Genomic DNA, 22940 nt, shown 5'->3' with positions numbered 1-22940 from the left:
AGGTTGCGGCGGTCGCATTTGTCGCTCCTACCGACCGTGACCTGCGATTGCACACCGAACAGTCCGTTTCGCGCTGTCGCGCGAGCACGAGATTCGCTGCTACCGTGGGTCGCTGGTCCGGGACCTAGGGCCCTAAAACTGGTTCACGTGTTAACAGTCGGAGGACAAGGGAGCAATGCAGGAACGTGCCAAGATCAGTCGCCGACAGATTCTTCAAGGTGCTGCTGATCGGTTCGAAGTCACGGGGTACGGCAGCACGAGCATGAATGACATCGTGTCCGCGGCGCAGATGACCAAGGGCGCGGTCTATTTTCACTTCTCGTCCAAAGACGAACTGGCTCAGGCGGTGATCGAAGAACAGCACCAGATCTCGATCAGTGCCTTCACCGCAGTTGCAGCCACAGGCGCACCGGCACTGGAACAGCTCGTCATGGTGTGCCACGAGATGGGCCGCCAACTCGTCGCAGAACCTATTGTTCGTGCGGGAATCCGACTTACCCTCGAGTTGGCCTCTGCCGACGGTTCGCAAGGCCCGTACGTCGCGTGGATCCGCGAGCTTCGAAAACTGGCCGAGGCCGCGAAGCTCGAAGGCGACATCCGCGACGATGTGGAGCCGGAATCGGTGGGTCGCGTAGTGATCTCGGCATTCACCGGCGTTCAACTGGTTTCGAACGTGCTCACCAGACGAAGCGATTTGAACGACCGTATCGACGAATTGTTCACCCTCCTGTTGGCAGGCGTGGTCTCCGACAAGCGACGCAGCGACGTCGCCGAACTGGTCGGATGTCGCCTCGAAACTTATGCGTCCTGATCCGGAGAACACCCCGACGCCCGGATGATTCGGCGTATCAGCACCGAACCGTGCGCCAACCTTCGTCGATTCGTACAAGACCCCCCGTCGTCGACTCACTATCGTCAGATCCACGAATAACCCAGATACATGGATACCGACGAAAGGGCTTCTCGAATGACCGAAACCGCCACGTACGTTGAGAGCGCACAGCAGGAGATCGCTGCTGTACTCGCCGAAGCGAAGACCGATGCCTACGTCCACGCACGCGACATCGATTCCGGCGAAGAGTTCGGCTACGGCGCGGACGAAGGTGTCATCCTCGCCTCCGTTTTCAAGATTCCTGTTGTGCTTCAGTACGCCCGTGAAGTAGCGGCAGGCACCCTTGATCCGACCGAGCACGCCACGGTGACCGCCGAGTTCCGCTCCGGCGGCATCGGTATCGGCGGCTGCGCCGACGACGTGACTGCAAGCTGGCGAGACCTCGCTCTGCTCATGATGAGCTTCAGCGACAACGCCGCCACGGATTTCTTGTACGAGCGTCTCGGACTCGACAACATCGTCGCAACGCTGCGCGGGCTCGGTTTGGAGAAGACCAACTTGGTCCGTGACTGCCGAGGCCTCTTCAAGACGGTCTACGACGACCTCGGCGTCGACAAGGGCACCTTGCTGGAAATGCCCCCCATCGAAATTCTTCGGACAATTTCCGTCATGGATCCCGCCCGCTCCAATTCCAGTACTCCTCGTGAGATCACAATGTTGCTGGCTGCAATCTGGAGGGATGAAGCCGGCCCCGCATCGGCTTGTGAAGAGGTCCGAACCATCATGAGCAAGCAGGTCTGGCCGCACCGCCTTTCGTCCGGTTTCCCCGACGAGGTCACTGTCGCCGCCAAGACCGGAACGCTGGGACTGGTACGAAACGAAGCCGGCGTCGTGGCGTACCCGGACGGCAAGCGTTACGCCGTCGGTGTCTTCACCAAGTCCCACGAGCTCACCCACCGCGCCCCGAAGATCGACGCCTCCATCGGAACCGTCGGCCGCATCGCTGTCGAAGCACTTCGCAACAACAGCTGATCCGAACCCACTGACAAAGAATGCGGGTCGCGCTGAGAAATCAGTGCGACCCGCATTTTTCGGCTTTCGAGCTAGCGTGGACCGCGCAGACGAAGATGCACCATCAACCGGAAGCGGACGTTGGGGTCGTCGAGATCCAACGCGGCCATACCCTTCAACTTGCTGAGACGATACCGAAAGGTGTTGGGGTGCACGTGCAATGACGCCGCGGCGTCACCGACATCACCGAACGCGTTGAGCCACGCATCGAGAGTGTCCACGAACGAGGTCGCATGAGCGGCGTCGTGGCTGGCGATCGCCTCGATCGGTCCGAGGTCCGAGAACCCTTCGGCTGCAGCTTCCGACGCGATCTCCAACAGGATGGCATCGACGTGGACGCTACTGAAGGTGGCGACGCTGCCCGACGCTCGTCCCGCCAACAACACTTCGAGGGCATGTTCGGCGTCGCGCTTCGATCGGCTCAGCTGCGCCGGTCTGGTCACGACCCGGCCGATCCCGATGATCGTGTCGCCGGACGCTCCGGTCCGGTCCAGGAAGTCCGAGGCCACACGGAACGCCTGCAACTCGGCCTCGGCCGGGGAATGCCCTCGCACAGACAGCACCGCGTAGCCGGTTCCGTTGACCAAGGCTGCCGCCGACTGCGAGTGGACGGCGCCGAGGTGCATGGCCAGAGCGTCGGTCAGTCGCACCACGTGGGCGGCATCGTCCGGCTTCGACGATCCTTCGAAAGACCTACGACCCAAAGCCATCACGAGTGCGGGGCCGGTCCCGAGGCCGAGGCGATTCATCGCGTCGACCGCACCTGACCCACCGTCGAGAAGGGTTGCGATCAGGTCTGCGCGCAGTCGGCGCTCGGCGTCGGCGCCGCCGCGCAACCGCAACATCTGCAGCGCGATCAACCCAGCTGAATCGCGCAGAGCACGCATCCGGTCGTCGGACATCGGCTCACCGGTTGCCACCCACATGGAGCCGAGGAACTCGTCGCCGGCTCTGATGGACACGGCGATACGACCCATTTTGGTACCGAGGGTCTCGGCCGAGACCCACACCGGATCGTCGCTGCGATAGAGCCGGTCGAAGACCCCGGCCTCTTCGAGCACTCGAATGTACTGGTCAGGAACTTGCCGCTCCAGAACGGTCGCGATACGTGGACCGTCTCCTTCTTCCTGGCGGCCGGAGAAGGCGATGACCCGTGAGCTGCGGTCCTCGATCGTGATCGGCGCATCGAGAAGTGCGCTGACAGCGTTGGCGAAGGCGAACAGATCGCCGGCCGGGCCGCCTCCGCGTGAGTGGATGTGCCCGACTTCGTTTCGGGCCGAGAGCACCGAATGAAGCAGGCTTGTCAGCTGAACCCACGAGACTCCTCGCGCCAAGGCCAACAGCACGACGCCCGAGGCGATGACGGATTCGCGGTCCGCATCGCTGACCTCGGCGGTCACTCGCGCGACCACCACGCGTACTCCGCGCTCGGCCAGGCCGGCCACGGACTCCGCGATACGTTCGCCTCCGGTGACGCCGACGAGCAGCACCATGGAGTCCGGTGTCGAGGGTGAGTCGTCGTCGGGGTCGTGAATGACCACCGAGGCGATCTCCTGGACCGCCTCCGGGTCGCCGACAACCGGATTCAGCACCGTAGTTCCCACGTCTTCGAGAAGCCGCACCAAACTGATGCGAGGTCGTACGGTGCCCACGTCTATCACTCCTTCGTCCGGTGAACGAAGTGTGTCATAGTGATTCGTCAAAGCCGATCCATGCCGATCCATTCGACCGACGTGGTAATTGCTTCGAGCAGGTCGGGGATCGGTTCGACGCCGATACCCGGTCCTTCCGGAACCTTCACGTAACCGTTGTCGAGTACGAACGGCTCGGTGATGTCTTCGGCGAAGTACCGGTCGGAAGCCGATGTATCGCCTGGTAGGGCAAATCCGGGGAGCGCGGCAAGCGCGACGTTGGCGGCCCTGCCGATTCCGGTCTCGAGCATTCCGCCGCACCACACGGCAATTCCGTTGGCCTTGCAGACGTCGTGGATACGACGCGATTCCAGATAACCGCCCACACGTCCCGGTTTGATGTTCACCACGCTGCACGCACCGATGGCCAGCGCGTCGGCCGTGACCTTCGCGGAGGTGATCGACTCGTCGAGGCAGACCGGCGTCCGCATCATCTCGGCCAGCCTGGCGTGGCCTCGCAGTTCCTCTTCGGGAAGCGGCTGCTCGATCAGCAGGAGGTCGAAGTCGTCGAGCCGCTGGAGATGACGGGCGTCAGCCAGGGTGTACGCGGTGTTCGCGTCGACCTGGAGGAGTACGTCGTCGCCGAACCTCTCGCGGACGGCGCGAACCGGCTCGATGTCCCAGCCCGGTTCGATCTTCAGTTTGATGCGCAGGTACCCGGCATCGAGGAACCCGCCTACCTCCTCTAGCAGCTCATCGATCGAATTCTTGATACCCACCGAGACACCCGCGGGTACGCGATCGACTACCGCGCCCAGGTACGAAGACATGCTCGTCCCGGCAGCCCGTAACTCGGCGTCGAGAAATGCGGTTTCCAGTGCCGCTTTGGCCATGGGGTGCCCGGCGAACTGTTCCATCGTCGCGCTCAGTGCGTGCACGTCGGGATCGGTGAGTTCACCCAGAGACGGAATCAGGACCTTACGAAGGACTTCGGCGGCGCCGTCCGTGTATTCGGAGCAGTAGCGAGGCTCGGACATCGCCACGCACTCGCCCCAGCCCTCCGACTCCGAGGTGACCACCTTGACGAACAACACGTCCTTGGTGGTCTCGGTGCCGAACGAGGTACGGAACGGCGCTTTCAACGGCATTGCCGCCCGGCGTAATTCAACTCCGTCGATCTTCACGATGTAACCTCCGCTGTTGTCCTGCCTGCCTGTGTTCCCGGCGCACGGTCCAGCACGTACTTTCCGGTTCTGGTAACTGCGAGAACCACTCCGTTCTCGGCGAGCACACCACCGAGAGTCTCGCGGACTGCCAGGCGCCAGTCGTTCGCCGCCGCCGGGTCCGACTTACGCAGTGTGTACACGTCATTCGGTGTAGCCACCGTGACGAATCGATTCTTGGTCGACTTCAACACGGGCAGGCCGGCTTCGGAGACGGACAGCAGTTCGCTCGCCCCCAAGGACTCGGGAGTCGGGACTTCTCCCGAACCGGCGACGGCGTCGGCAACCTTGCTACTACCGATTTCCCAGTCGATCAGCAATCGGTCGCTGTCTGCGCCGCCGTTGAGACTGTCGTTCATCGGCGCGTAGAAACGCGGCAGATACTGGATCGGGAACGCACCGAGTTTCGAGACGTTGAAGTAGGCATTGCGTGCGACGAGCGGGTCGAAAGTCCACCGCACGTGGAGAATTCCCCGTTCCAGTGCCCACGCTCGCTGGAACAGTTTCAACGCGAGGCCGATGTGCCCGTTCTGCACGTTCGGGAGGATCCCCGTGATGTGTGAATGCAAAGAACGATGTTGCGGTTCCTCGAAGAATGCAACCGAGCCGCCGATCAAGTCTCCACCACGAAACGCGCCGGCGACGTAGTTACCGGAGTGTGCGAGCGCTTTCATCATGTCCCGATGGACGGGAGGGTTACCGCTCTCCGGCTGCCATACCTTCTCGAACAGACCGAATACCTGTTCCAACTCGGCATGCCCGGTGACGGTTTCGATAGTCACACATGCAAGCAGGGCGGCCTGCTCGGCCTGGCTGATTGCTTGCCGCATCCGTGAAGGCGATACACCTCCGAATGGTTGAACGGTCTTGCGTTGGACATTGTTCGGCGACGTCATAGTCACAGTCCTCCCTCCAGGATTCGAGTCACCAGACCGGCCAACAAGGTGGCGCGCGGGATCATCTGATCTATCTCTACGTGTTCTGTCGCTGCGTGGGCGCCACCGCCGACGGCACCGAGGCCGTCCAACGTGGGAGTTCCTACTGCGGCAGTGAAATTTCCGTCCGATGCACCGCCGACGGCGCAGTCGCGCAGCATCCCCAAACCGCTCTCACTGCTGACCTGGTGAGCGAGAAAGTACAGCTTCTCCGAAGACACTGATTCCAGTGGTCCACGGTTGGGGCCTCCGGACACCGAAATTCGACTTTCGGCCAGCGCCGGTGTCAGTGCACGGATCGAACGGTCGATGCGTTCCTGTTCCTTCGCCGACCACATGCGAACGTCACACCACAGTTGCGCTTGCGCTGCAACAGTATTGGTGGTCGTGCCGCCACTGATCACGGACGGAACCACCGACGTTCCCGCCGCCGGGTCCGCGAGCTCCACCACGGCCTGAATCTGGTGTGCGAGCTCCACTACAGCGTTCACACCTCGTTCCGGTTCCAGTCCGGCGTGTGCAGCGCGTCCCTCGATGTCGACGCAGTACAGCGACATACCCTTGCGCGCGGTCTTCACTGCGCCGTCGGCTGCGGCTTCGAGGACCAGCACCGCGTCGACCTGACGTGCTTGCTCCTCGATCAGTGCGCGCGAGGTCGGGGAGCCGATTTCCTCGTCGGAATTGAGGAGCACGACCACCCCGTCGAGCGACGGAAGCGATGCGAGCGCGTGGAAGAGCTGGACGATGCCGGCCTTCATGTCGAAGACTCCGGGTCCGGTGGCGATGTTGTCGGTGACAGACCAGGGCAACTCCGCGAGCGTTCCGAGCGGCCAGACGGTGTCGAAATGGCCCAGGAGCATCACCTTCGGCTCCGCGCCGAACGACCAACGCAAGTGCTGGCGCCCGTCGATGCGGATACGTTCGGGGGTGCTTCCGAGGTGGCGTTCGCCGATTTCGGCCACCACGTCCGCACATGCATCGACTGCGCCGAGATCGGAACTGGGCGACTCGGCGGTTACCAACGCCGCCAGGTCTGCCACCATTGATTTCTTGTCCACTCCGACGCTCTCCTGTCACCGACTTGCAACTTCGCAGTCAAGCTTGGTCGAAGCGACCCTGTCGGATCTTGTCCAAGACTCCTGTCCTTCGGGCTCGGATTCGTCGTGTGTCACGAATAGCTGGGTGCCATCAAGCAGGTGTGTCAGGTACCGATCTCTGTTCGGGCGGCAAACAGCTCGGGAAAGAAGCTCAACTCCAGCGCACGTTGCAGGAAGCCGGCACCACCACTCGAACCGCCGGTCCCCTTCTTCATGCCGATCACCCGCAGCACGGTCCGAAGGTGCCGGAACCGCCACAGCTGAAAGCTCTCCTCGAGGTCGACCAACTCCTCGAACGCCTCGTACGCCGTCCAGTGCTGTTCGACGTTCTCGTAGATTACTTTGACCAGCGGAATCAGTTCGTCGTTTCGCACGTAGGGCGCGCTGACGTCTCGTTCGAGAGCCGACGCCGGAACGTCGTACCCCTGCCTGGACAGGTACCGCCAGAACTCGTCGTACAGTGTCGGCTCCCCGAGCAGGGTCTCCAACAATCGATGGGCGGACGGATCCGATTCGAACACCTTCAGCATGCCCGCGTTCTTGTTTCCGAGCACGAATTCCACGGCGCGGTACTGGTACGACTGGAACCCCGATGAGTTGCCGAGAACGCCCCTGAACTCCGCATACTCCGCCGGCGTCAGTGTCGCCAACACCGACCACTGCTCGGTCAAGGTGGCCTGAATGTGTTTGACACGTGCGATCCGCTTGAACGCAACCCGAATATCGTCGGCAGCGATCGCTGCTCTGGCCGCCCGAATCTCGTGGAGAAACAGCTTGAGCCACAACTCGCTGGTCTGGTGCTGAATGATGAACAAGAGTTCGTCGTGGTGTTCCGGCTCGCTCACCGGGTGCTGCGAATCCAGGAGGGTGTCGAGTCCGAGGTAGGCCCCGTAACTCATCTTCCCGGAAAAATCGGTGACGACGTCGTCTTCGATCTTTCGTGTGCCGTCCGTTGCCGACATCTTCGGTCTCCTTGTCAGAATTTCGCCGGGGTCTGAGGAACGATCATGGCCACCAATGCGGCAGCGCTCGTCGCTCCGACCAGGACTCCGAATGCAGCCATGTACGAGAACTGGTCCACCATCCATCCCATCACGAGCGGGGTGATGAAACCGGCGAACTGACCACAACCGTTGATCAAACCCATTCCGGAACCGAGGAATTCGGCCGGAAGTGCCCGCAACGGCATCGCGAAGATCGACATCGAACACAGACCGCTGATGCCTAAAGCCAACGTCTCGTAGAACGTGAACATCGCGACGGTGTCAGCGGTGGTCATCAGGAACAAAAGGACTGCCGACGTGGCCATACACGGAACCAGAAGGATCCTGGCCCGGTCGTGGAAGTACTTGTCCACCAACCGCCCGCCCACAATCGTGGCCAGCGCCGTGACGATGAAGGGGATTGCGGCAAAGATTCCCGTGTCGATCAGCGAGAGTCCCTTGTCGTTGAGCAGATAACTCGGCACCCAGGTCATCAGCCCGTACGCGGACATGTTGGCCAGGCAGAACAGAATCGCGAACTTCCACACCGACGCGGACTTGAACACCGCGGCGCGAGAGTGCTCGCTCGCCAGAGGTTGCAAGGCTGCCTCGGGATCTTCCGAGATTTCCGTGTCCAGCGGTGCGGGCAGCACCAACCACACCACCGTGCCGATCACTGCGCCGACGATCGCCACCAGCCAGAACGCGTCACGCCACCCCACGGCCATGAGGACCGGCGCGATGATCAGCGGTGCGATGCCGGGGCCGAGGTTGTTGGCGCCGAGCATGAAACCCATCGCGGTCGCCCTGGTTTTCGGACGCGTCCGCTCAGCCAAAGCCTTGAACGACGCCGCTGGAAAGAGCCCCTGGCTGATGCCGAACATCGCACGCATGACCATCAGCGAGACGAGACCCCACGCGAACCCTGTCAACGCTGTGAACACCGACCACAGGATCAAAGCAACGATCAACAGGGGCCTGGGTCCGAAGCGGTCGGCCAACATTCCGCCGGGGACCTGCCCGAGCATATAGAAGATCGCGAATACCGAGACCACGCCACCCAACTGCGTACTGCTGAGCGAGAATTCGTCGCCGATCATCGGAAGCGCAAGCCCGATCATGACGCGATCCACCATGTCGATCAACCAGATGGTACTGAGCAGCCCCACCGTAACGGTGGTCGTACGACGAATCGATTTGTTGTCCATCATATTTCGAACCGGACCGTCGCTCGCCCGCGACGGCGCTTCCACTGTGACGCGTTCCACCTTCATCAAGCCTCCCGAATTGTCTTGTGCCGCATGGACTGAAACATTGAAAAGACTGATGAAGTGTGACAGCGAACACGTCTACCGCATTGGTCCGTTTCACCAATAGCCGAAGCAACGTTTGGTCGGTCGGAACATGTTCTGCCCCAAGAGATGACAAATGCCGCCGGCGCACAAGGCGTCGACGGCATTTCGCGATGGAGTCGCTACTTCATCACGTGCGATTGGCGACTGCCACGATCGTCGAGACGCCTGCGGCTGCAAGCCGAGCATTGACAGTGATCAGACCGAGAATGTCGTCGACGCTAGCGAGTGTGTGCGAAATCGTACGATCCGAAATCCGTCGCGAGCCGGGAACAGCCTCGGCGAGTTCAGCTCCCGTGGTGGTGGGGTGAACGATCTCGAGGGTCCATTCGTCACGCAGCTCGACCGGCTTCAGTGTGTCGGCCTTACGCACTGCGCGCTCGGCTCCTGCTCGGATCTGCTCGCACGCCAGCGACGGCGGCAGCGAATTGGTTGCCGACCATCCATGTGCCTTCTTGACCTCGACGGTCTCGGTTGTCGGCGAGGCCGCGTCGACCAAGCCGCAGATGATGTCGTCACCCGTCACCAGGCCGACGGGAACGCCCTGGGTGGCAGCGTAGAGGGTGTTGACGTCGGTCTCCGAGACGGACTTGCCGTCGAGGCGGACGTCGGCGAACAAGCTCGAGAACGTGTGCGCCAGGACGCCGGGCCCACCGGCTGGTGCGTGATAGCCGACAAACAGAGCGACGTCGTGATCGGACGTCAGTCCCTCCGCCATGCACTGCATCTTCGGTGTTCCGAAGATCAGACGCGCCCGTGGATCCAGGTCGGCGTGAAGCAGATTGTCCATCGTTCCGTGGCTGTCGTTGACCAGGACGCTCGTCGCACCGGCGTCGAACGCACCGGCGATCGCGGCATTGGTCTCGGCGGTCATGAGCATCTGCGCACGGTGGTAGCCGCCACCGCCGCGGATCGTCTGATCGAGCGTCGCGATACCCGCGATGCCCTCCATGTCCACCGAAATATAGACGTGCATTCCTGTCCTCCATCGATCTCAATCGGCTGAATTGATAACTTCGCTTTCACCTTCACACTCGAGCGCATCCGTTTCTTGTCCGCTCGAACGGTGAGTCGGCCTCCATTTGGGACGTTCACACCAGAATCCGATACCCGAGCCGTGAAACCATCGGGACATTCGCCGGGCCAGGCGGTTCGACCAACGACAGGAGTGCAGCGCTGATGCAGGTCCACGACATCGTGTTCACCGGCGGCCGTGTCGTCGATCCCGCATCGGGGACCGACGAGGTTCGGGGCATCGCGATCACCGACGGCAAGGTCTCGGCGTGGGGTCGCGACGCGATCGAAGCCCGGCAGACGATCGACGTGACCGGTCAGGTCATCTGCCCCGGATTCATCGACCTGCACAGCCACGGACAGGAAATCGCCGAGCAGCGACTTCAGGCATTGGACGGAGTCACGACGGCCCTCGAACTGGAAGCCGGCGTCATTCCTGTTGCAAAGGCATATGCCCGGGCCGGCGCCGAGGGCCGCCCGATCAACTACGGCTACGCGACGTCGTGGGCGCACGCCCGAATGATCGAACTCTCAGGGGCCGATCCCGACGGCGACATCAGAACGCTCCTGCACCATCTCGGTTCCCCGAGCTGGCAGAGCGAGCCCACCGCCTCCCAGCGCGCCCACATTCTCGAACTCCTCGAAAACGATCTGGCCGCAGGCGCTCTCGGCATCGGCGTGGTGGTCGGGTACGCGCCGAAATCCGATCCGGCGGAGTACCTACAGGTGGCGGATCTCGCGGCCCGAGCCGGCGTTCCCACCTATACCCATGCGCGCCCGCTCATCTCGGCCGATCCGTCGAGCCCGGTGGATGGTGCCGTCGAAATCGCCCGTGCAGCAGCCGAAACCGGCGCACACATGCACTACTGCCACGTCAACAGCACCTCGGGAATGCACGTCGACCACGCGCTGTCGGTGGTGGCGCAGGTTCAGGCAGCCGGATCGCGCGTCACGACGGAGGCGTATCCGTACGGTTCCGGGTCGACGGCCGTCGGAGCTGCGTTTCTCGATCCCGACAAGCTGCACCTGATGAATCTGACACCACGGTCGCTGACATTCGTACCCACCGGTGAACGTATCGCGGACCGCAAGCAGCTGGAACATCTTCGGGCCACCGACCCCGGTGGGTTGGTGCTGGTGGAGTTCCTCGACGAGAACGACACCGTGCAGCGCGAATTCCTCGAACGGGCGATGACTTTCGATCGCGCCGCCATCGCGAGCGACGCGATGCCACTGACCTGGCCCGGCCGTTCGCCTGCCGACTCATTGCAGTGGCCACTGCCGAAGAAGGCACTCGGCCACCCCCGCGGCGCCGGCACCTACGCACGTGCGATTCGTACGCTGTACCGCGAGCGTCGGCTGCTGTCGCTGTCGGAGATCATCGCGCGCTGCTCGTTGATCCCTGCGCAGATTCTGGAGGAGTCGGTTCCCTCGATGGCGACGAAAGGCCGGATCAGCCCCGGTAGCGACGCGGACATCCTCGTTTTCGACCCCGAGCGAATCACCGACAACGCCACGTACATCGACGGCACCCGCCCCTCCACCGGTATCAGCCGCGTGCTGGTCGGCGGAGTACCCGTCGTCGAAGACGGTGTCGTGGTCCAGGACGCGTTGCCTGGTCGCCCGGTACGCCGCTCGTAGCCGGATCTCATTCTGACCTGCATAGTTCTGACAGAAAGTCACCACACATGAACACATCGTCTGCAATCAACGGCACAATCGATGCCATGACGGATTTCGCGAACCCCCCGATCGGTTGGCAGCACAAGGCCTTCGGCACAGACCTCGAAGGTCGCGACGGTTCCGACCTCGAGCCGCTGGGGATCTCGGCACTCGACGGCAACCTCCTGCTACCCGTGATGACACTCAACCGTGCAGCGATCGCGCACAATGTCGACCTCATGGCGCAGTTCTGCTCCGACCACGATGTGGATCTGGCGCCTCACGCGAAGACCACGATGAGCCCCGAACTGGTTCGACGGCAACTCGACGCCGGGGCTTGGGCGATGACGGCCGCAACCGTTGCGCAGGCACGCATTCTGCGTGAGTTCGGTGTGGACACCATCATCATCGCCAGCCAGGTTCTCGATCCCGCCGGTATTCGGTGGATCTGCGACGCCCAGGCCACCGACCCCGATTTCTTCGTCACCACCCTCGTGGACTCGGTCGAGAGCGTCCGCCTGATGGAACAGTTGATCGCGAAAGTCTCACCGGCCAGCCGTATCCGGGTTCTCGTCGAACTCGGCTACGACAGCGGACGCGCGGGCGCTCGCACTGTCGAGCAAGCACTCGACGTCGCACGCGCAGCATCGCAGGCACCTTCGTTGATACTCACCGGAGTCGAGGGGTTCGAGGGCATGATGCCCGGAGCCTCGGTAGCAGCCCGCCGTATCTCCGTCGATTCGTATCTCAAATCCGCGCGGGTTTTCACGGAAATCTGTGTGGCCGAGAACCTGTTCGAGAACAACTCCGCGAAGGCTCCCCAGCCACTGGTCACTTTCGGCGGCAGTGCGTTTCACGATCTCGTTGTGCGCGAACTGGCCGGACGGTGGGCACTCGACAACGGTGTACGCATCGTGCTGCGCAGCGGTTGCTATATCACCCATGATCACGGTCTCTATGCCGAAACTTCGCCGTGGGCTGACGGTCCGCGAACTCTGCAGGGAGCCGCAGAGGTCTGGGGTGTAGTGCTCTCCATACCTGAACCCGGACGGGTGATCCTGGGCTTCGGCCGCCGCGATGTCGGTTCCGACGCAGGCTTTCCCATAGTCCTGTGGCGCCGACGCGACGGATCCAACCGATCAGCGCGAGAGCTGACGATCACCGCACTCAACGACCAGCACGCGTACGTCGACGTTCCGGCTGACTTCGACGTGAAGGTCGGCGATCTGCTCGGTTGCGGAATCTCGCATCCCTGCACCACATTCGACAAGTGGTCACTGATTCCCGAGGTCGATTCGGATTACCGCGTCGTCGGTACAGTGCACACCTACTTCTGAGGGGACCGGTTGCGGTAATCCGGCGTCAGTCGTCCTTCGGGTCACGCGGCAATTCGACGCGGAACGTCGTCCCCTGCCCGAGGGAGGTCTCGACGCTGACGGTTCCGTCGTGCGCTGCAACCAACGCCGAAACGATGGACAGGCCGAGACCGGCGCCCCCGGTCTCACGGGTGCGAGAGGTGTCGGCGCGGTAGAAACGCTCGAAGATCCGCGCGGCATCCTCGTCACTCAAACCCTGACCGGTATCCGAAACCTCGACCACCGCGGAGTTCTCGGTCGTACCGACACGAACGGTGACCTGCGCATCCGGCGGCGTGTGTTTGATCGCGTTGCCCACCAGATTGGCAACTACCTGACGCAGTCTGGCCTCGTCACCATGCACTTCGGGCAGGCCTGGGCCGCCGGTCATCTGAAGTTCGACAGTTCGATCCGGTGCGATCGCTCGTGCCGCCTGTACCGAATCCGCCGCAACTGCAAGCAGATCCACAGGCTTGTTCTCGAGTGGACGCTGTTCGTCGAGTCTTGCCAGCATGAGCAGATCTTCGACCAGAAGTCCCATCCTCGACGCCTCGCCCTCGATCCGGTTCATCAGCGTTTCCGTATCAGTCATGGCGCCTTGGCGATACAACTCGGCGAACCCACGAATAGTCGTCAAGGGTGTGCGCAACTCGTGGCTCGCGTCGCCGACAAACCTACGCATCTTCTCCTCGGAACGCCGGGCCGATTCCTCCGAAGCCTCGGTCGCGGCAAATGCGTGCTGAATCTGCGCGAGCATTCCGTTGAGCGCCACGGACAGTCGACCGACCTCGGTGCGGTCATCGCGCTCCGGAACACGTCGATGAAGGTCGCCGGCGGCAATGGCAGCGGCAGTTTCCTCCACTTCGACAAGCGGACGGAGGCTCCGACGAACCACGAAATACGCTGCGCCGCCGAGGATCAGCAGGACAACCAGGCCGATGCCGAGTTGCAGGCCGACCAAGTCGTCGACGGTCTGCTCGTTATCCGTCAGTCGCACACCGATAGTCGTGGTCGTGCCGTCGCGGACCGTCGTGAGAACCCGCCAGTTCACGTCCGAACCGTCGCTCGATCCGACGGTGATCGGACCGTTGGTGGAATCTTTCGACAGGTCGGGTTCGGTCGTCGTCGACTTGTCGTTCAGGATGATCACCCGTCCGTCCGGGGTCACGGTCCGAACGAAGAAGGGGCTGGGTGGGCGGGTGCCCGGGCCGACGTCACTGGGCGGCTGCAGATCTCTGCTGTGCGGCTTTGCCCAACCGTCGACCGCTTCGTAAAGCGTTTTGTCGGTTCGCTGGGTCAGTGAATTCTCGAGAGCAGAAGTGACCGCTACACCCGACGCCAACAGACCCAGCGCGGCCAACACCAGCAAGGCCGCAACCAGGGTGAAGCGCAGCGGCAGTGAATGGAGACGGAAACGACCCCGCTTCGGAAGCTGATCGTTTTCCGCGGCGGCGATCATTGCCGCGGTTCACGCATCACGTAGCCGACCCCACGCAATGTGTGAATCAGCGGTGTCTCCCCCGTGTCCACCTTGCGCCGCAGGTAGGAAACGTAGGACTCGACAACTCCGACCTCCCCACCGAAGTCGTAATTCCAGACGTGGTCGAGAATCCGCGGTTTGCTGAGAACCGTCCCGGCGTTGACCATGAAGTATCGGAGCAGTGTGAACTCGGTGGGCGAGAGTGCAACCAACTCGCCCTTCTTCCAGACCTCGCGGGTGTCGTCGTCGAGTTCGATGTCGGCGAACTTCACCCGCGGCGACTGCTCCGGCGCGACACCGCGACCGGCGCGGCGCAGGATGACCCGCAACCGCGTCACGACTTCTTCGAGGCTGAACGGCTTGGTCACGTAGTCGTCCGCGCCGAGGGTCAGGCCGCTGATCTTGTCGTCGAGCGAATCCTTCGCCGTCAGAAACAGGACGGGCGCGTCCACACCGTCGGCGCGCAGGCGTCGAAGCAGACCGAAGCCGTCCATCCCGGGCATCATGACGTCGAGAACGATCGCGTCGGGACGGAATGTCCGTGCGACGTCCAGGCCTTGGGCGCCGCTCGAAGCAGTTGCCACCTCGAAACCCTGGAATCGGAGGCTCACGGAGAGCAACTCCACGATGGTGGGTTCGTCGTCGACAACGAGGATGCGAGCTTCGGGGGTCTTGTCGGTCACGAGAACCATCTTCTCCCCTGCCACTGGATTCCCGCTGTATGTTCCCTGGGAGCTTCCTGTGAACGGCCGAGTGCAGGTGAAAAGCTGACAGCAGGATCCCGGCAAGGATCCAAGCTTCGATCGGCTGGCAAGGCACACGTGACATCAGCGGATTCAGCTACTTCAACGCACTGTCGATGGAGACTGCATTCGCGGACGCTGCGGTGTGGGTCGCCGACGCAGTTCAGACAAATTTGGCCGGCTACGACTTCGTTCAGTGGCCGAGTCGAGGACGCCATCTGCTGGTTCCTCGACTTCGAGACGGGGAACCGGTGTGGATTGATCCGCACGGCGATGCGACGATAAGTCGTATAGGCGAGTTGTGCAAAAATTCGACGAATTATGCAGCAACGTAGCCCAGTTCAAATCGCTCAGCTCTACGGTCCTGTGGCGTCCGCGCTGGTCGGCGGTGTGGTAGCCGCGTACGCAGTGGCCGAGTCCCGAGTTGACGACTTCTCCTTCTCCGACGCCGGCGTTATCTCGGTGGTGATCACGCCGCAGTGGGCGGGAGCAACTGCCGCGGTGGTTGCGGCCGTCGGCGTAGCGCTACTGCATCGCTGGGGACGTGGCGGTCTCGCGAGTGTCTTCGCTGTAGTCGGCGCCCTCGCCATCGCGCTACCTGCATTCGTCCCCGTCTCCGCCCAGATTTCGGTGACTCTGAACGCAATCGGAGCAGGCGCTTTCCTCGCGGCAGCGGCATTTCCGACGAAGGGTCACCGCGGAGCACAAACCGCTCTCGGACTCGGCGTAACCACGACGACCCTGTACTTCGGCGCAGCGGACTTATGGCGCGATCGCGTCCCCAGGTGGTCGCTCACACTTCCGGGCGATTCCTACCCCGTGCCGTCCACGGTTCCCGTCTGGATTCTGCTCGCCGCAACTCTTCTCGTGGGTGGAGTCGCCGCACTCGCACGACCGAATCAGGAGCCGGGCGACATCGACGCACGCCTGGTGAAGCTGGGAGTTGTTCTGCCCCTGGTATTCACGGCTCTCTGTGTGTGGTTGGGCTCGACGACATCACCTGGGTCATGGGTGATCGCGGTGGTATAGGCGGTTGCCGTTACCGTCGCACTGGCTTGGCGGTTGCCGCCACACGACGGTCGTTTCGTACTCGTCGGAATGGCAGTCAGCGCGGTTTCGGTCAGCTCGATTTCCTTTCCATCCGACTGGACCTGGGCGATGCCCGCGGGAGCTGCTGCCCTGGCGTTGGGCGTCGTCGTCGGCTGGAGAAGACCGATGCCGCAACTCGGGCTGGGACTCCTTGCCGTGACTGCACTCTCGGGATTGCTGGATGCCGCCGCGACCACGGTTGCCTACGTCCTCGTCCTCCCGCTTGCGCTGGGACTGGCCGTCACGTCATGCATGCCTGTTGCCGTCGGAGCAGTCTCGAGCGGGGCGATGTTGCCCGTCGCTTTCACGTTGTTCTCGGTTTCACCGACCTTCTTGGACCCGGGCTCGCGGGAATTCGGGTGGTCTACCGGTGTGCTCGTCGAACACGGACCGGCCGCCGTGAACACGCCGATTCCTCTGACTGTTCTCGCTGCGACGGCGACGATCGTGGTGGCCGTGTCGACCATCCATCTGAAGCGGGTTCGAACGGCGGTGGTGACCTAAATCGCCAGCTGATCGGGTCGGAACGCAGAATTCTGTTGCTATGGTTGGGTGGTCAACGACGACATCCGGACGAGCGCACCGTACCCGGCCAGCGAAAAGACGGTGCCTTGGGAGTTGTTCACCATGGCATGGATCGTGCTCGTCATTTCCGGACTTTTCGAAGCTGTCTGGGCTACCGCACTCGGTAAGTCCGACGGATTCAGCAAGATGTCGCCTACCATCGTCTTCGTCCTCGGCCTGATCGTCAGTATGGCCGGCCTCGCGTATGCAATGCGTACCCTTCCCATCGGGACTTCCTACGCGATCTGGGTCGGCATCGGCGCCGCCCTGACCGTGGGATATGCGATGATCACCGGCGCGGAGTCCACGTCGATCGTCAAGATACTGCTGATCCTGGGCATCGTCGGCTGTGTCGTCGGTCTGAAGGTCCTTCACTGACCGGCGATCCTGGTGAGTGTTTGTGTGTTACCGGTTACAGTTAACGCATGAAACTGCTGGAGATGCTCACGCTTCCCCTACGCGCGGGCATTGCAGCCGCAGAGATCAGTTTGGGAATCGCCGAGCTGACGGTCACGACAGTTCGTATCGCCGTCGGTAATACCGGCGCCGTGACGGCGGGTGCTGCCGGCTTGGCAAGCCCCCGCGGACCCATGCAGATGATCCAGCAGTTGTCATCGCTCACCGCTGACGATCGGCCCATCGGGCAGGCCTTGGCCCCCGGTGGGCCACTCGATCGACTTCTCTCTCCCGGCGGCCCGGTCGACAAACTGACTGCACCCGACGGCACTCTCGAACGACTGCTCGCTCCCGGCGGACCACTCGAAAGACTTCTTGCCCCCGGCGGACCGCTGGATAGGGTGCTCGCCGAGAACGGCGCATTGGAACGCTTGCTCGCGCCGGACGGTCTCCTCGACCGAATGATGGCGGAGGACGGTCCGCTGGAACGCCTGACAGCGCAAGACGGTGCCGTCGAACGCCTGACTGCCAAGGACGGTGTCATCGATCGCGCACTGGCCGAGAACGGCATCCTCGAAACACTCCTGGCAGAGAACGGCGCCTTCGAACGGCTCATCGCCGAAGGCGGCCCGCTTGACCAGATCGTTGCACTGTCCGACACCTTGACTTCCCTCGCCCCCAACCTCGAGCGGATGAGCGCGAGCATCGAGGTCCTTCAGGAAACCGTCGGAATCCTCAGCGCTGCAGTCGGTCCACTCGGAGAACTTGCCGGCAAACTTCCCAACCGGTGGCTCAAGAGCAAGAGCGACCGCCCAGGGCCTGACCTTCCGATCGAATCGGCATAACAAACGGTTACTCGCCGATTACGCGGTCAGTTGTTGATCACGATGTTGAGGTTGATGATGATTCCGCCGAAAGTCAGGATCGTGTTGGCCAAGCCAACGGTCATTCCACTGTTCAGAGCCGCGATCAGTCCGTTCATCGTCGTATCCCCTTCACTGTCTACGGGTTACGCGTACAAGATTGTGCGCTGGCGCTGACAATAGGCCAAGTTCGTGACCTGCGCGCCATTGCGGAGAAAACTTGTACCCCGGTCGCAGTTTCCACGTTAACTGTTGCAGGACAACATAATTCCAAGATCGGCGCACTACCCGCTAACGGCCGAATCAAACATCACGATTGGGCATACGCAGTCCACTTCACATAACCGTCCGCCCCATCAGACACTTGTCCACCGAAACAGAGTGCACAACAGTTAGTCCGGTGCAACAATAAGACGAATCGGACATGCCTGCGACGTGATGGGGAAGGGTGGTTGAGACAATGACGGCGCCGCGCATCGCCAGAGGACACCGCGGCCCTACCGGGGGCCGAAATTCCGCGTCGCAGGACAGCCTGGACGCCGCCTCGGACGCCCTGCAATCGCTGTACGCACACCTCGATCCACATGCCCAGGCCGAGCAATTTCTCGAACAAGTCTGCAGGCATGCCGTCGATCTCATCGCCGACGCCGACATGGCCGGAATTACGATCGGCGGTTCGGATACGACATTCCGAACCGTAGCCGCCACCCACCAACTTGTTCGCACCGTCGACTCGATCCAATTCCGACTGGACTACGGACCGAGTGTGACGTCGTCACGCACGGGAACGGTTGTCCGCGCACATGCCAGCGAAGCCCACAGCCGGTGGCCTCAATTCGCAAGCGCGGCAAAGGCAGTCGGCGCCGTCAGCTTCTTGTCCATGCCACTGCCTGGCCGGGAACGCCCGCTCGGAACCCTCAATCTCTACAGCCACGACCTCCGAGGTTTCACCGGCGCCGACGTGGCATTGCTCCAACTGTTCGCCGTGACCTCGGCCTACGCGCTGCACAGCTCGCAGCGCCTCGACATCGCCAGAAAGCACGCGATGGACCTCGAGCGAGCACTCGAATCGCGAGGCGTCATCGAACAGGCCAAGGGCATCATCATGGGCACCCACCACGTCGACGCCGACCGAGCCTTCCGCATTCTCATCCAGGACTCGCAGCGCAGCAACGTCAAACTGCGAGTGATCGCCCAGCAGTACATCGACGGCGCGATCGACCCGCGCCAGGCTACGAACAAGCCCGAGACCAACTGAACCGGACGCCTATCGGCACCTCAGCAAATACAGAGGCACTCACCACATTGGTGAGTGCCTCTTCTTTCGGAGCCTCCTGTCGGGATTGAACCGACGACCTTTCGCTTACAAGGCGAGTGCTCTACCACTGAGCTAAGGAGGCGAAGACCGACGCGTTGCCGCGACTGACTTTGCGGAGCCATCATATCCAAGCCGTCACGGTGGCCGCGCGCGGGTCACGTTAGATAGCGTGGGCCCCATGCGCAACTCCCACTCCGCCCCCTGATGGCGAAATTAACCGAAGTACTCACACGCCTGACGGGAAACCGGCAAGCCACCGTCGACACGGTCACGTCGGCTCCCGCACCGCTTCAACCGATCGACCTGACAGACGACGCCGTCGTCGCAGAGGTCCTGGACCTCGCGGTTCGGGTGGGCGAAGTCCTCCTCGCATCCGGAACCGCGGCCATGGACACCGCTGAGCAGGTGCAGTTCATCGCCGCCACGTACGGCCTTGCCCAGTGTGACGTCGACGTCACTTACAACTCGATTGTGCTCTCTGCCTATCGCGGCCCGACGCGACCGCCGGCGAGCACGATGCGCATCGTCCACTACCGCTCGATGGACTTCACGCGGCTGGCGGCCGTCGACCGTCTGACACGTCGTATCCGCCGTGAGGCGATCACACCGGACCAAGCGCACGACGCGCTCACAGCCATCACGACGGCGCCGCACCCGTACAACCGATGGACCGCGACCATGGCCTGGGCTGCGATGGCGGCTTCGGTCTCCGTCCTGCTCGGCGGCGGGTTCCTCGTTGCTACAGTCGCGTTTCTGACGACGATGGTCATCGATCGAGTCAACCGCGTACTGAACCGGTTCGGATTACCGTTCTTCTTCCAGCAGGTTGTCGGTGGTCTCATCGCGGCTGCGCCCGCCGCCACGCTCTATACATTTCAGGACCAGCTGGGGATCAGTATCCGGCCGTCGTTGGTCATCGCGGCCGGAGTGGTCGTCCTGCTGTCCGGGCTGTCGTTGGTGGGCTCGGTCCAGGACGCGATCATGGGTGCACCCATTACAGCTGTCGCGCGATTCTTCGAAGTGGTGATGATGACGGGCGGCATCATCGCGGGCGTCGCAATCTCGTTGCGAATGACCGGGATGTTGGGTTCGACGCTTCCACCGATCAATGTGGAAGTCTCCACCATCACGCAGTTGCCGATCCTCATGCTCTCCGGCGCGTGTGCGTCGGTGTTCTACGCGCTCGCCTGCTACGCCGAGAGGCGTGCACTCACCGCGGCGTTCCTGGGCGGTGCGGCAGGCAGTGGTGTGTCGATCTTCGTGCAGACACTCGACGTCGGTCCCGTGATCGCCGCCGCAATCGCCGCAACCGTGGTCGGTCTTGCCGGTGGTCTGATGGCTCGCCGCGCACTGACGCCTCCGCTGGTTGTCGCGGTCGCAGGCATCACTCCGCTGCTCCCCGGTCTGTCGCTGTACCGAGGCCTGTACGCGCTGCTCAACGACCAGGTACTGATCGGATTGACTGCCTTGCTGTCGGCCTTCGGCATCGGCTGCGCCCTGGCCGCGGGCGTCACGCTCGGCGAATGGGGAGCGCGCACGCTGCGTCGTCCACGGATTCTGATGCGCGTGGACTCGCTACGTCGCCCGATGGTCCGCAAGCGCAGGCGTCGAGTTCCCGTCACCGAGAAGTAGGCGTCGTTCAAGCAGAAAGAGCTGGGCACCTGACGGTGCCCAGCTCTTTTCTGTTCACTCGGGGGTTCCGAGCGGTGAGAGAATCAGCTCTCGACTGCGTGCTTTCCACCGGCAGCCTGATCGGCTTCCATCGCCTCGCGCAGGCTCTTCGGACGCATGTCGGTCCAGTTCGCCTCGACGTATTCGAGGCACGCCTTGCGGCTGTCTTCGCCGAACACCACGCGCCAGCCGGCGGGGACCTCGGAAAACGTGGGCCACAGCGAGTGCTGGTCCTCGTCGTTCACCAGCACGTAGAAGCGGCCGTCTTCGTCATCGAAAGGGTTAGTGCTCATCTCGCCTCACTCGTTACGTACGTGTCTTGTGCGCCCAGACTAGCAAGCGCACCAGTTCGGTTCTGGTGGCTCAGCACCGACGCCAGAATCTCCCCCGCCCGCACTGCCACGTTCGACAGCAGCGACGACGTCAATCCGTGAGTCTGTTCTGTCCCACCCTGCAGATAGATACCGCCTGTCACGTCCTCCGTTACAGCCAGTCGATAATCCCGACTGACGTTACGCGGAACGGACGAATCCGGCACGAGTTCACCCAACAAATCGTCCAGAGGTGCCGGGGTGAAACCCGTGGCCAGAATGAGTGCGTCGCACGCCAGCGTGTCGGTCAAGCCGTCGAGATTGCTACGGACAGCCAGTTCGATGCCGGATTCGGTCTCCACGGCACTCGTGATCTCCGAGGCCCGACGCATGAACAGTCGCCGCGGCCCACGAACCATCTCCTGATATTCGGTGGCATACAGCTTGTTGATCAGTTCGATGTCGACGACCGAGTAATTGGTACTGCGGTGCAGATCGAGCAGTCGGCGTCGTTCCGCGGCGTCTGCACCGTGCAGCTGATCGACGGCTTCGGGATCGAAGATGCGGTTCGCGTACGGGCTGTCGTCTGCCGGGCTGTAGCCGTAGCGGGCAAAAACACTGTGAACTTCGGCGTTCGGGTAGTTCGCGTGCAGGTAGTCCACGATCTCCGCGGCACTCTGGCCGGCGCCGAGAACGACGAACCGGTTGTGTACGGGCTCCGGCATTGCTTCGAGATGGAAGAGGAACTGGTGATTGTGGAAGCACCGCGACGAAGGCGTCGCCCACTCCGGGATCCGCTCTTTCAGTCCGGCTCCGACAACGATGTTGCGCGCGATCACCGTTTCACCGTCGGCGGTGCGAACCGCAAAGCGATCGACAACGCCGTCGGAGTTCTTGATGCCCTCGACCCCGTCGACGGTTGTACCGAACTGCACGTCCGCGTCGACTCGTCGAGCTGCCCAGCACAGGTAGTCGTTGAATTCGTGGCGCGTGGGGAAGAAGGTCTGGTGGTTGACGAAGTCGACCAGTCGACCCTGCTCGAACAGATACGAGAAGAAGCTGTATCCGCTCTGTGGATTCCGGAACGTCACCAGGTCCTTCGGAAACGCGATCTGCATGGTGGCACCGTCGAGCAGCATCCCGGGATGCCACGCGAACTGAGACTGCTTTTCGAAGAACCGCGCGTTCACCCGATCAACGGCCGCACAATTTGCATTGTGTTCTTCGACAGCAATGGCCAACGCGAGGTTGGCCGGACCGAACCCGACGCCGACGATGTCGACAATGGCAGGTTCGGCGCTGGAGTCTCTTGGTGATTCACTCATTACAGGTAGTCCATCCCCGACGGAA

The 22940-nt window shown here is 62.4% G+C and carries 21 protein-coding genes, 1 tRNA gene and 1 riboswitch; of the genes, 10 read left to right on the top strand and 12 right to left on the bottom strand.

Features of this window, described 5'->3' with window-relative positions; all coding sequences use genetic code 11:
• Positions 1-175 precede the first annotated feature (175 nt).
• Together ACBG85_RS04960 and ACBG85_RS04955 are read left to right on the top strand one after the other, a co-directional pair.
• Positions 176-811: a ScbR family autoregulator-binding transcription factor gene (locus ACBG85_RS04960; RefSeq protein WP_064074149.1), complete on the top strand. Its 636-nt coding sequence runs from the start codon at positions 176-178 to the stop codon at positions 809-811.
• Between the two features lie 156 nt (positions 812-967).
• Entirely contained in the window at positions 968-1864 is an 897-nt protein-coding gene (locus ACBG85_RS04955) for a serine hydrolase (RefSeq protein ID WP_007734380.1), read from the top strand.
• A 71-nt stretch (positions 1865-1935) separates the two neighbouring features.
• Here the strand turns inward: ACBG85_RS04955 and ACBG85_RS04950 are convergent, their stop codons facing one another.
• From ACBG85_RS04950 to ACBG85_RS04920, 7 genes are all read right to left on the bottom strand, one after another.
• Complete coding sequence (locus ACBG85_RS04950; RefSeq protein WP_058039306.1) at positions 1936-3555, bottom strand: CdaR family transcriptional regulator; 1620 nt, start codon at positions 3553-3555, stop codon at positions 1936-1938.
• Positions 3556-3602: 47 nt separating this feature from the next.
• A complete protein-coding gene (menC, locus tag ACBG85_RS04945; RefSeq protein ID WP_372026419.1) occupies positions 3603-4718 on the bottom strand; it encodes an o-succinylbenzoate synthase in 1116 nt (371 codons plus the stop codon).
• A complete protein-coding gene (locus ACBG85_RS04940) occupies positions 4715-5653 on the bottom strand; it encodes a GNAT family N-acetyltransferase (protein WP_372026416.1) in 939 nt (312 codons plus the stop codon). Before ACBG85_RS04940 ends, menC begins: the two co-directional genes overlap by 4 nt.
• Positions 5654-5655: 2 nt before the next feature.
• A complete protein-coding gene (locus ACBG85_RS04935) occupies positions 5656-6750 on the bottom strand; it encodes a M20 family metallopeptidase (protein ID WP_003945833.1) in 1095 nt (364 codons plus the stop codon).
• A gap of 143 nt (positions 6751-6893) precedes the next feature.
• Positions 6894-7751, bottom strand: a complete 858-nt coding sequence (locus ACBG85_RS04930) for a tryptophan 2,3-dioxygenase (protein WP_007734374.1) — start codon at positions 7749-7751, stop codon at positions 6894-6896.
• A 14-nt stretch (positions 7752-7765) separates the two neighbouring features.
• Positions 7766-9046: an MFS transporter gene (locus ACBG85_RS04925; protein ID WP_372026412.1), complete on the bottom strand. Its 1281-nt coding sequence runs from the start codon at positions 9044-9046 to the stop codon at positions 7766-7768.
• Between the two features lie 208 nt (positions 9047-9254).
• A complete protein-coding gene (locus ACBG85_RS04920) occupies positions 9255-10100 on the bottom strand; it encodes a M55 family metallopeptidase (RefSeq protein ID WP_058227616.1) in 846 nt (281 codons plus the stop codon).
• A 203-nt stretch (positions 10101-10303) separates the two neighbouring features.
• Here ACBG85_RS04920 and ACBG85_RS04915 point away from each other — a divergent pair, with 203 nt between their 5' ends.
• A complete protein-coding gene (locus ACBG85_RS04915) occupies positions 10304-11779 on the top strand; it encodes an amidohydrolase family protein (RefSeq protein ID WP_372026409.1) in 1476 nt (491 codons plus the stop codon).
• Between the two features lie 47 nt (positions 11780-11826).
• Positions 11827-13137: an alanine racemase gene (locus tag ACBG85_RS04910; RefSeq protein ID WP_047269583.1), complete on the top strand. Its 1311-nt coding sequence runs from the start codon at positions 11827-11829 to the stop codon at positions 13135-13137.
• A 25-nt stretch (positions 13138-13162) separates the two neighbouring features.
• Here the strand turns inward: ACBG85_RS04910 and ACBG85_RS04905 are convergent, their stop codons facing one another.
• Together ACBG85_RS04905 and ACBG85_RS04900 are read right to left on the bottom strand one after the other, a co-directional pair.
• Positions 13163-14614 (bottom strand): cell wall metabolism sensor histidine kinase WalK, encoded by a 1452-nt coding sequence (locus tag ACBG85_RS04905; RefSeq protein WP_003945873.1) that lies wholly within the window; start codon positions 14612-14614, stop codon positions 13163-13165.
• On the bottom strand, positions 14611-15327 hold the full coding sequence (locus ACBG85_RS04900; protein WP_007734368.1) for a response regulator transcription factor: 717 nt from the start codon (positions 15325-15327) through the stop codon (positions 14611-14613). The genes ACBG85_RS04905 and ACBG85_RS04900 overlap by 4 nt, the downstream gene beginning before the upstream one ends.
• Positions 15328-15699: 372 nt before the next feature.
• Here ACBG85_RS04900 and ACBG85_RS04895 point away from each other — a divergent pair, with 372 nt between their 5' ends.
• From ACBG85_RS04895 to ACBG85_RS04875, 5 genes are all read left to right on the top strand, one after another.
• Complete coding sequence (locus tag ACBG85_RS04895; protein ID WP_372026405.1) at positions 15700-16407, top strand: hypothetical protein; 708 nt, start codon at positions 15700-15702, stop codon at positions 16405-16407.
• Positions 16408-16476: 69 nt separating this feature from the next.
• Positions 16477-16971, top strand: coding sequence for a hypothetical protein (locus tag ACBG85_RS04890; RefSeq protein ID WP_372026403.1), 495 nt, complete (start codon positions 16477-16479; stop codon positions 16969-16971).
• 43 nt (positions 16972-17014) lie between these two features.
• Positions 17015-17080, top strand: a riboswitch (guanidine-III (ykkC-III) riboswitch).
• A gap of 14 nt (positions 17081-17094) precedes the next feature.
• On the top strand, positions 17095-17409 hold the full coding sequence (locus ACBG85_RS04885) for a multidrug efflux SMR transporter (protein ID WP_007734365.1): 315 nt from the start codon (positions 17095-17097) through the stop codon (positions 17407-17409).
• 47 nt (positions 17410-17456) lie between these two features.
• Complete coding sequence (locus tag ACBG85_RS04880; RefSeq protein WP_003945831.1) at positions 17457-18272, top strand: hypothetical protein; 816 nt, start codon at positions 17457-17459, stop codon at positions 18270-18272.
• Positions 18273-18750: 478 nt separating this feature from the next.
• On the top strand, positions 18751-19548 hold the full coding sequence (locus ACBG85_RS04875; RefSeq protein ID WP_003945473.1) for a GAF and ANTAR domain-containing protein: 798 nt from the start codon (positions 18751-18753) through the stop codon (positions 19546-19548).
• A 70-nt stretch (positions 19549-19618) separates the two neighbouring features.
• On the opposite strand, the gene ACBG85_RS04870 is transcribed toward ACBG85_RS04875, so the two are convergent.
• Positions 19619-19690 (bottom strand) — tRNA-Thr (locus ACBG85_RS04870).
• A gap of 122 nt (positions 19691-19812) precedes the next feature.
• Between ACBG85_RS04870 and ACBG85_RS04865 the strand changes: the two genes are divergently transcribed.
• Positions 19813-21240 carry a threonine/serine exporter ThrE family protein gene (locus ACBG85_RS04865; protein ID WP_003945646.1) on the top strand — a complete coding sequence of 476 codons (1428 nt, stop codon included), beginning with the start codon at positions 19813-19815 and terminating at the stop codon, positions 21238-21240.
• A gap of 83 nt (positions 21241-21323) precedes the next feature.
• On the opposite strand, the gene ACBG85_RS04860 is transcribed toward ACBG85_RS04865, so the two are convergent.
• Positions 21324-21572 carry an MbtH family protein gene (locus ACBG85_RS04860; RefSeq protein ID WP_003945538.1) on the bottom strand — a complete coding sequence of 83 codons (249 nt, stop codon included), beginning with the start codon at positions 21570-21572 and terminating at the stop codon, positions 21324-21326.
• Positions 21569-22915 (bottom strand): lysine N(6)-hydroxylase/L-ornithine N(5)-oxygenase family protein, encoded by a 1347-nt coding sequence (locus tag ACBG85_RS04855; RefSeq protein ID WP_007734359.1) that lies wholly within the window; start codon positions 22913-22915, stop codon positions 21569-21571. The genes ACBG85_RS04860 and ACBG85_RS04855 overlap by 4 nt, the downstream gene beginning before the upstream one ends.
• Positions 22916-22940 lie beyond the last annotated feature (25 nt).

The organism is Rhodococcus sp. NyZ502, assembly GCF_041464245.1.
In the GTDB taxonomy this organism is placed as follows: Bacteria; Actinomycetota; Actinomycetes; order Mycobacteriales; family Mycobacteriaceae; genus Rhodococcus_F; species Rhodococcus_F qingshengii.
Note: the sequence above shows the minus strand (reverse complement) of the source record. Positions and strands in the feature narration are given on the sequence as shown.

Excerpts from the sequence above, each read along its gene's own strand:
- ACBG85_RS04960 (WP_064074149.1), top strand. The coding sequence starts at position 176 with ATGCAGGAACGTGCCAAGATCAGTCGCCGACAGATTCTTCAAGGTGCT.
- ACBG85_RS04955 (WP_007734380.1), top strand. The coding sequence starts at position 968 with ATGACCGAAACCGCCACGTACGTTGAGAGCGCACAGCAGGAGATCGCT.
- ACBG85_RS04940 (WP_372026416.1), bottom strand. The coding sequence starts at position 5,653 with ATGACGTCGCCGAACAATGTCCAACGCAAGACCGTTCAACCATTCGGA.
- ACBG85_RS04930 (WP_007734374.1), bottom strand. The coding sequence starts at position 7,751 with ATGTCGGCAACGGACGGCACACGAAAGATCGAAGACGACGTCGTCACC.
- ACBG85_RS04925 (WP_372026412.1), bottom strand. The coding sequence starts at position 9,046 with ATGAAGGTGGAACGCGTCACAGTGGAAGCGCCGTCGCGGGCGAGCGAC.
- ACBG85_RS04920 (WP_058227616.1), bottom strand. The coding sequence starts at position 10,100 with ATGCACGTCTATATTTCGGTGGACATGGAGGGCATCGCGGGTATCGCG.
- ACBG85_RS04915 (WP_372026409.1), top strand. The coding sequence starts at position 10,304 with ATGCAGGTCCACGACATCGTGTTCACCGGCGGCCGTGTCGTCGATCCC.
- ACBG85_RS04910 (WP_047269583.1), top strand. The coding sequence starts at position 11,827 with ATGAACACATCGTCTGCAATCAACGGCACAATCGATGCCATGACGGAT.
- ACBG85_RS04905 (WP_003945873.1), bottom strand. The coding sequence starts at position 14,614 with ATGATCGCCGCCGCGGAAAACGATCAGCTTCCGAAGCGGGGTCGTTTC.
- ACBG85_RS04900 (WP_007734368.1), bottom strand. The coding sequence starts at position 15,327 with ATGGTTCTCGTGACCGACAAGACCCCCGAAGCTCGCATCCTCGTTGTC.
- ACBG85_RS04895 (WP_372026405.1), top strand. The coding sequence starts at position 15,700 with ATGCAGCAACGTAGCCCAGTTCAAATCGCTCAGCTCTACGGTCCTGTG.
- ACBG85_RS04890 (WP_372026403.1), top strand. The coding sequence starts at position 16,477 with ATGGCAGTCAGCGCGGTTTCGGTCAGCTCGATTTCCTTTCCATCCGAC.
- ACBG85_RS04885 (WP_007734365.1), top strand. The coding sequence starts at position 17,095 with ATGGCATGGATCGTGCTCGTCATTTCCGGACTTTTCGAAGCTGTCTGG.
- ACBG85_RS04880 (WP_003945831.1), top strand. The coding sequence starts at position 17,457 with ATGAAACTGCTGGAGATGCTCACGCTTCCCCTACGCGCGGGCATTGCA.
- ACBG85_RS04875 (WP_003945473.1), top strand. The coding sequence starts at position 18,751 with ATGACGGCGCCGCGCATCGCCAGAGGACACCGCGGCCCTACCGGGGGC.
- ACBG85_RS04865 (WP_003945646.1), top strand. The coding sequence starts at position 19,813 with ATGGCGAAATTAACCGAAGTACTCACACGCCTGACGGGAAACCGGCAA.
- ACBG85_RS04860 (WP_003945538.1), bottom strand. The coding sequence starts at position 21,572 with ATGAGCACTAACCCTTTCGATGACGAAGACGGCCGCTTCTACGTGCTG.
- ACBG85_RS04855 (WP_007734359.1), bottom strand. The coding sequence starts at position 22,915 with ATGAGTGAATCACCAAGAGACTCCAGCGCCGAACCTGCCATTGTCGAC.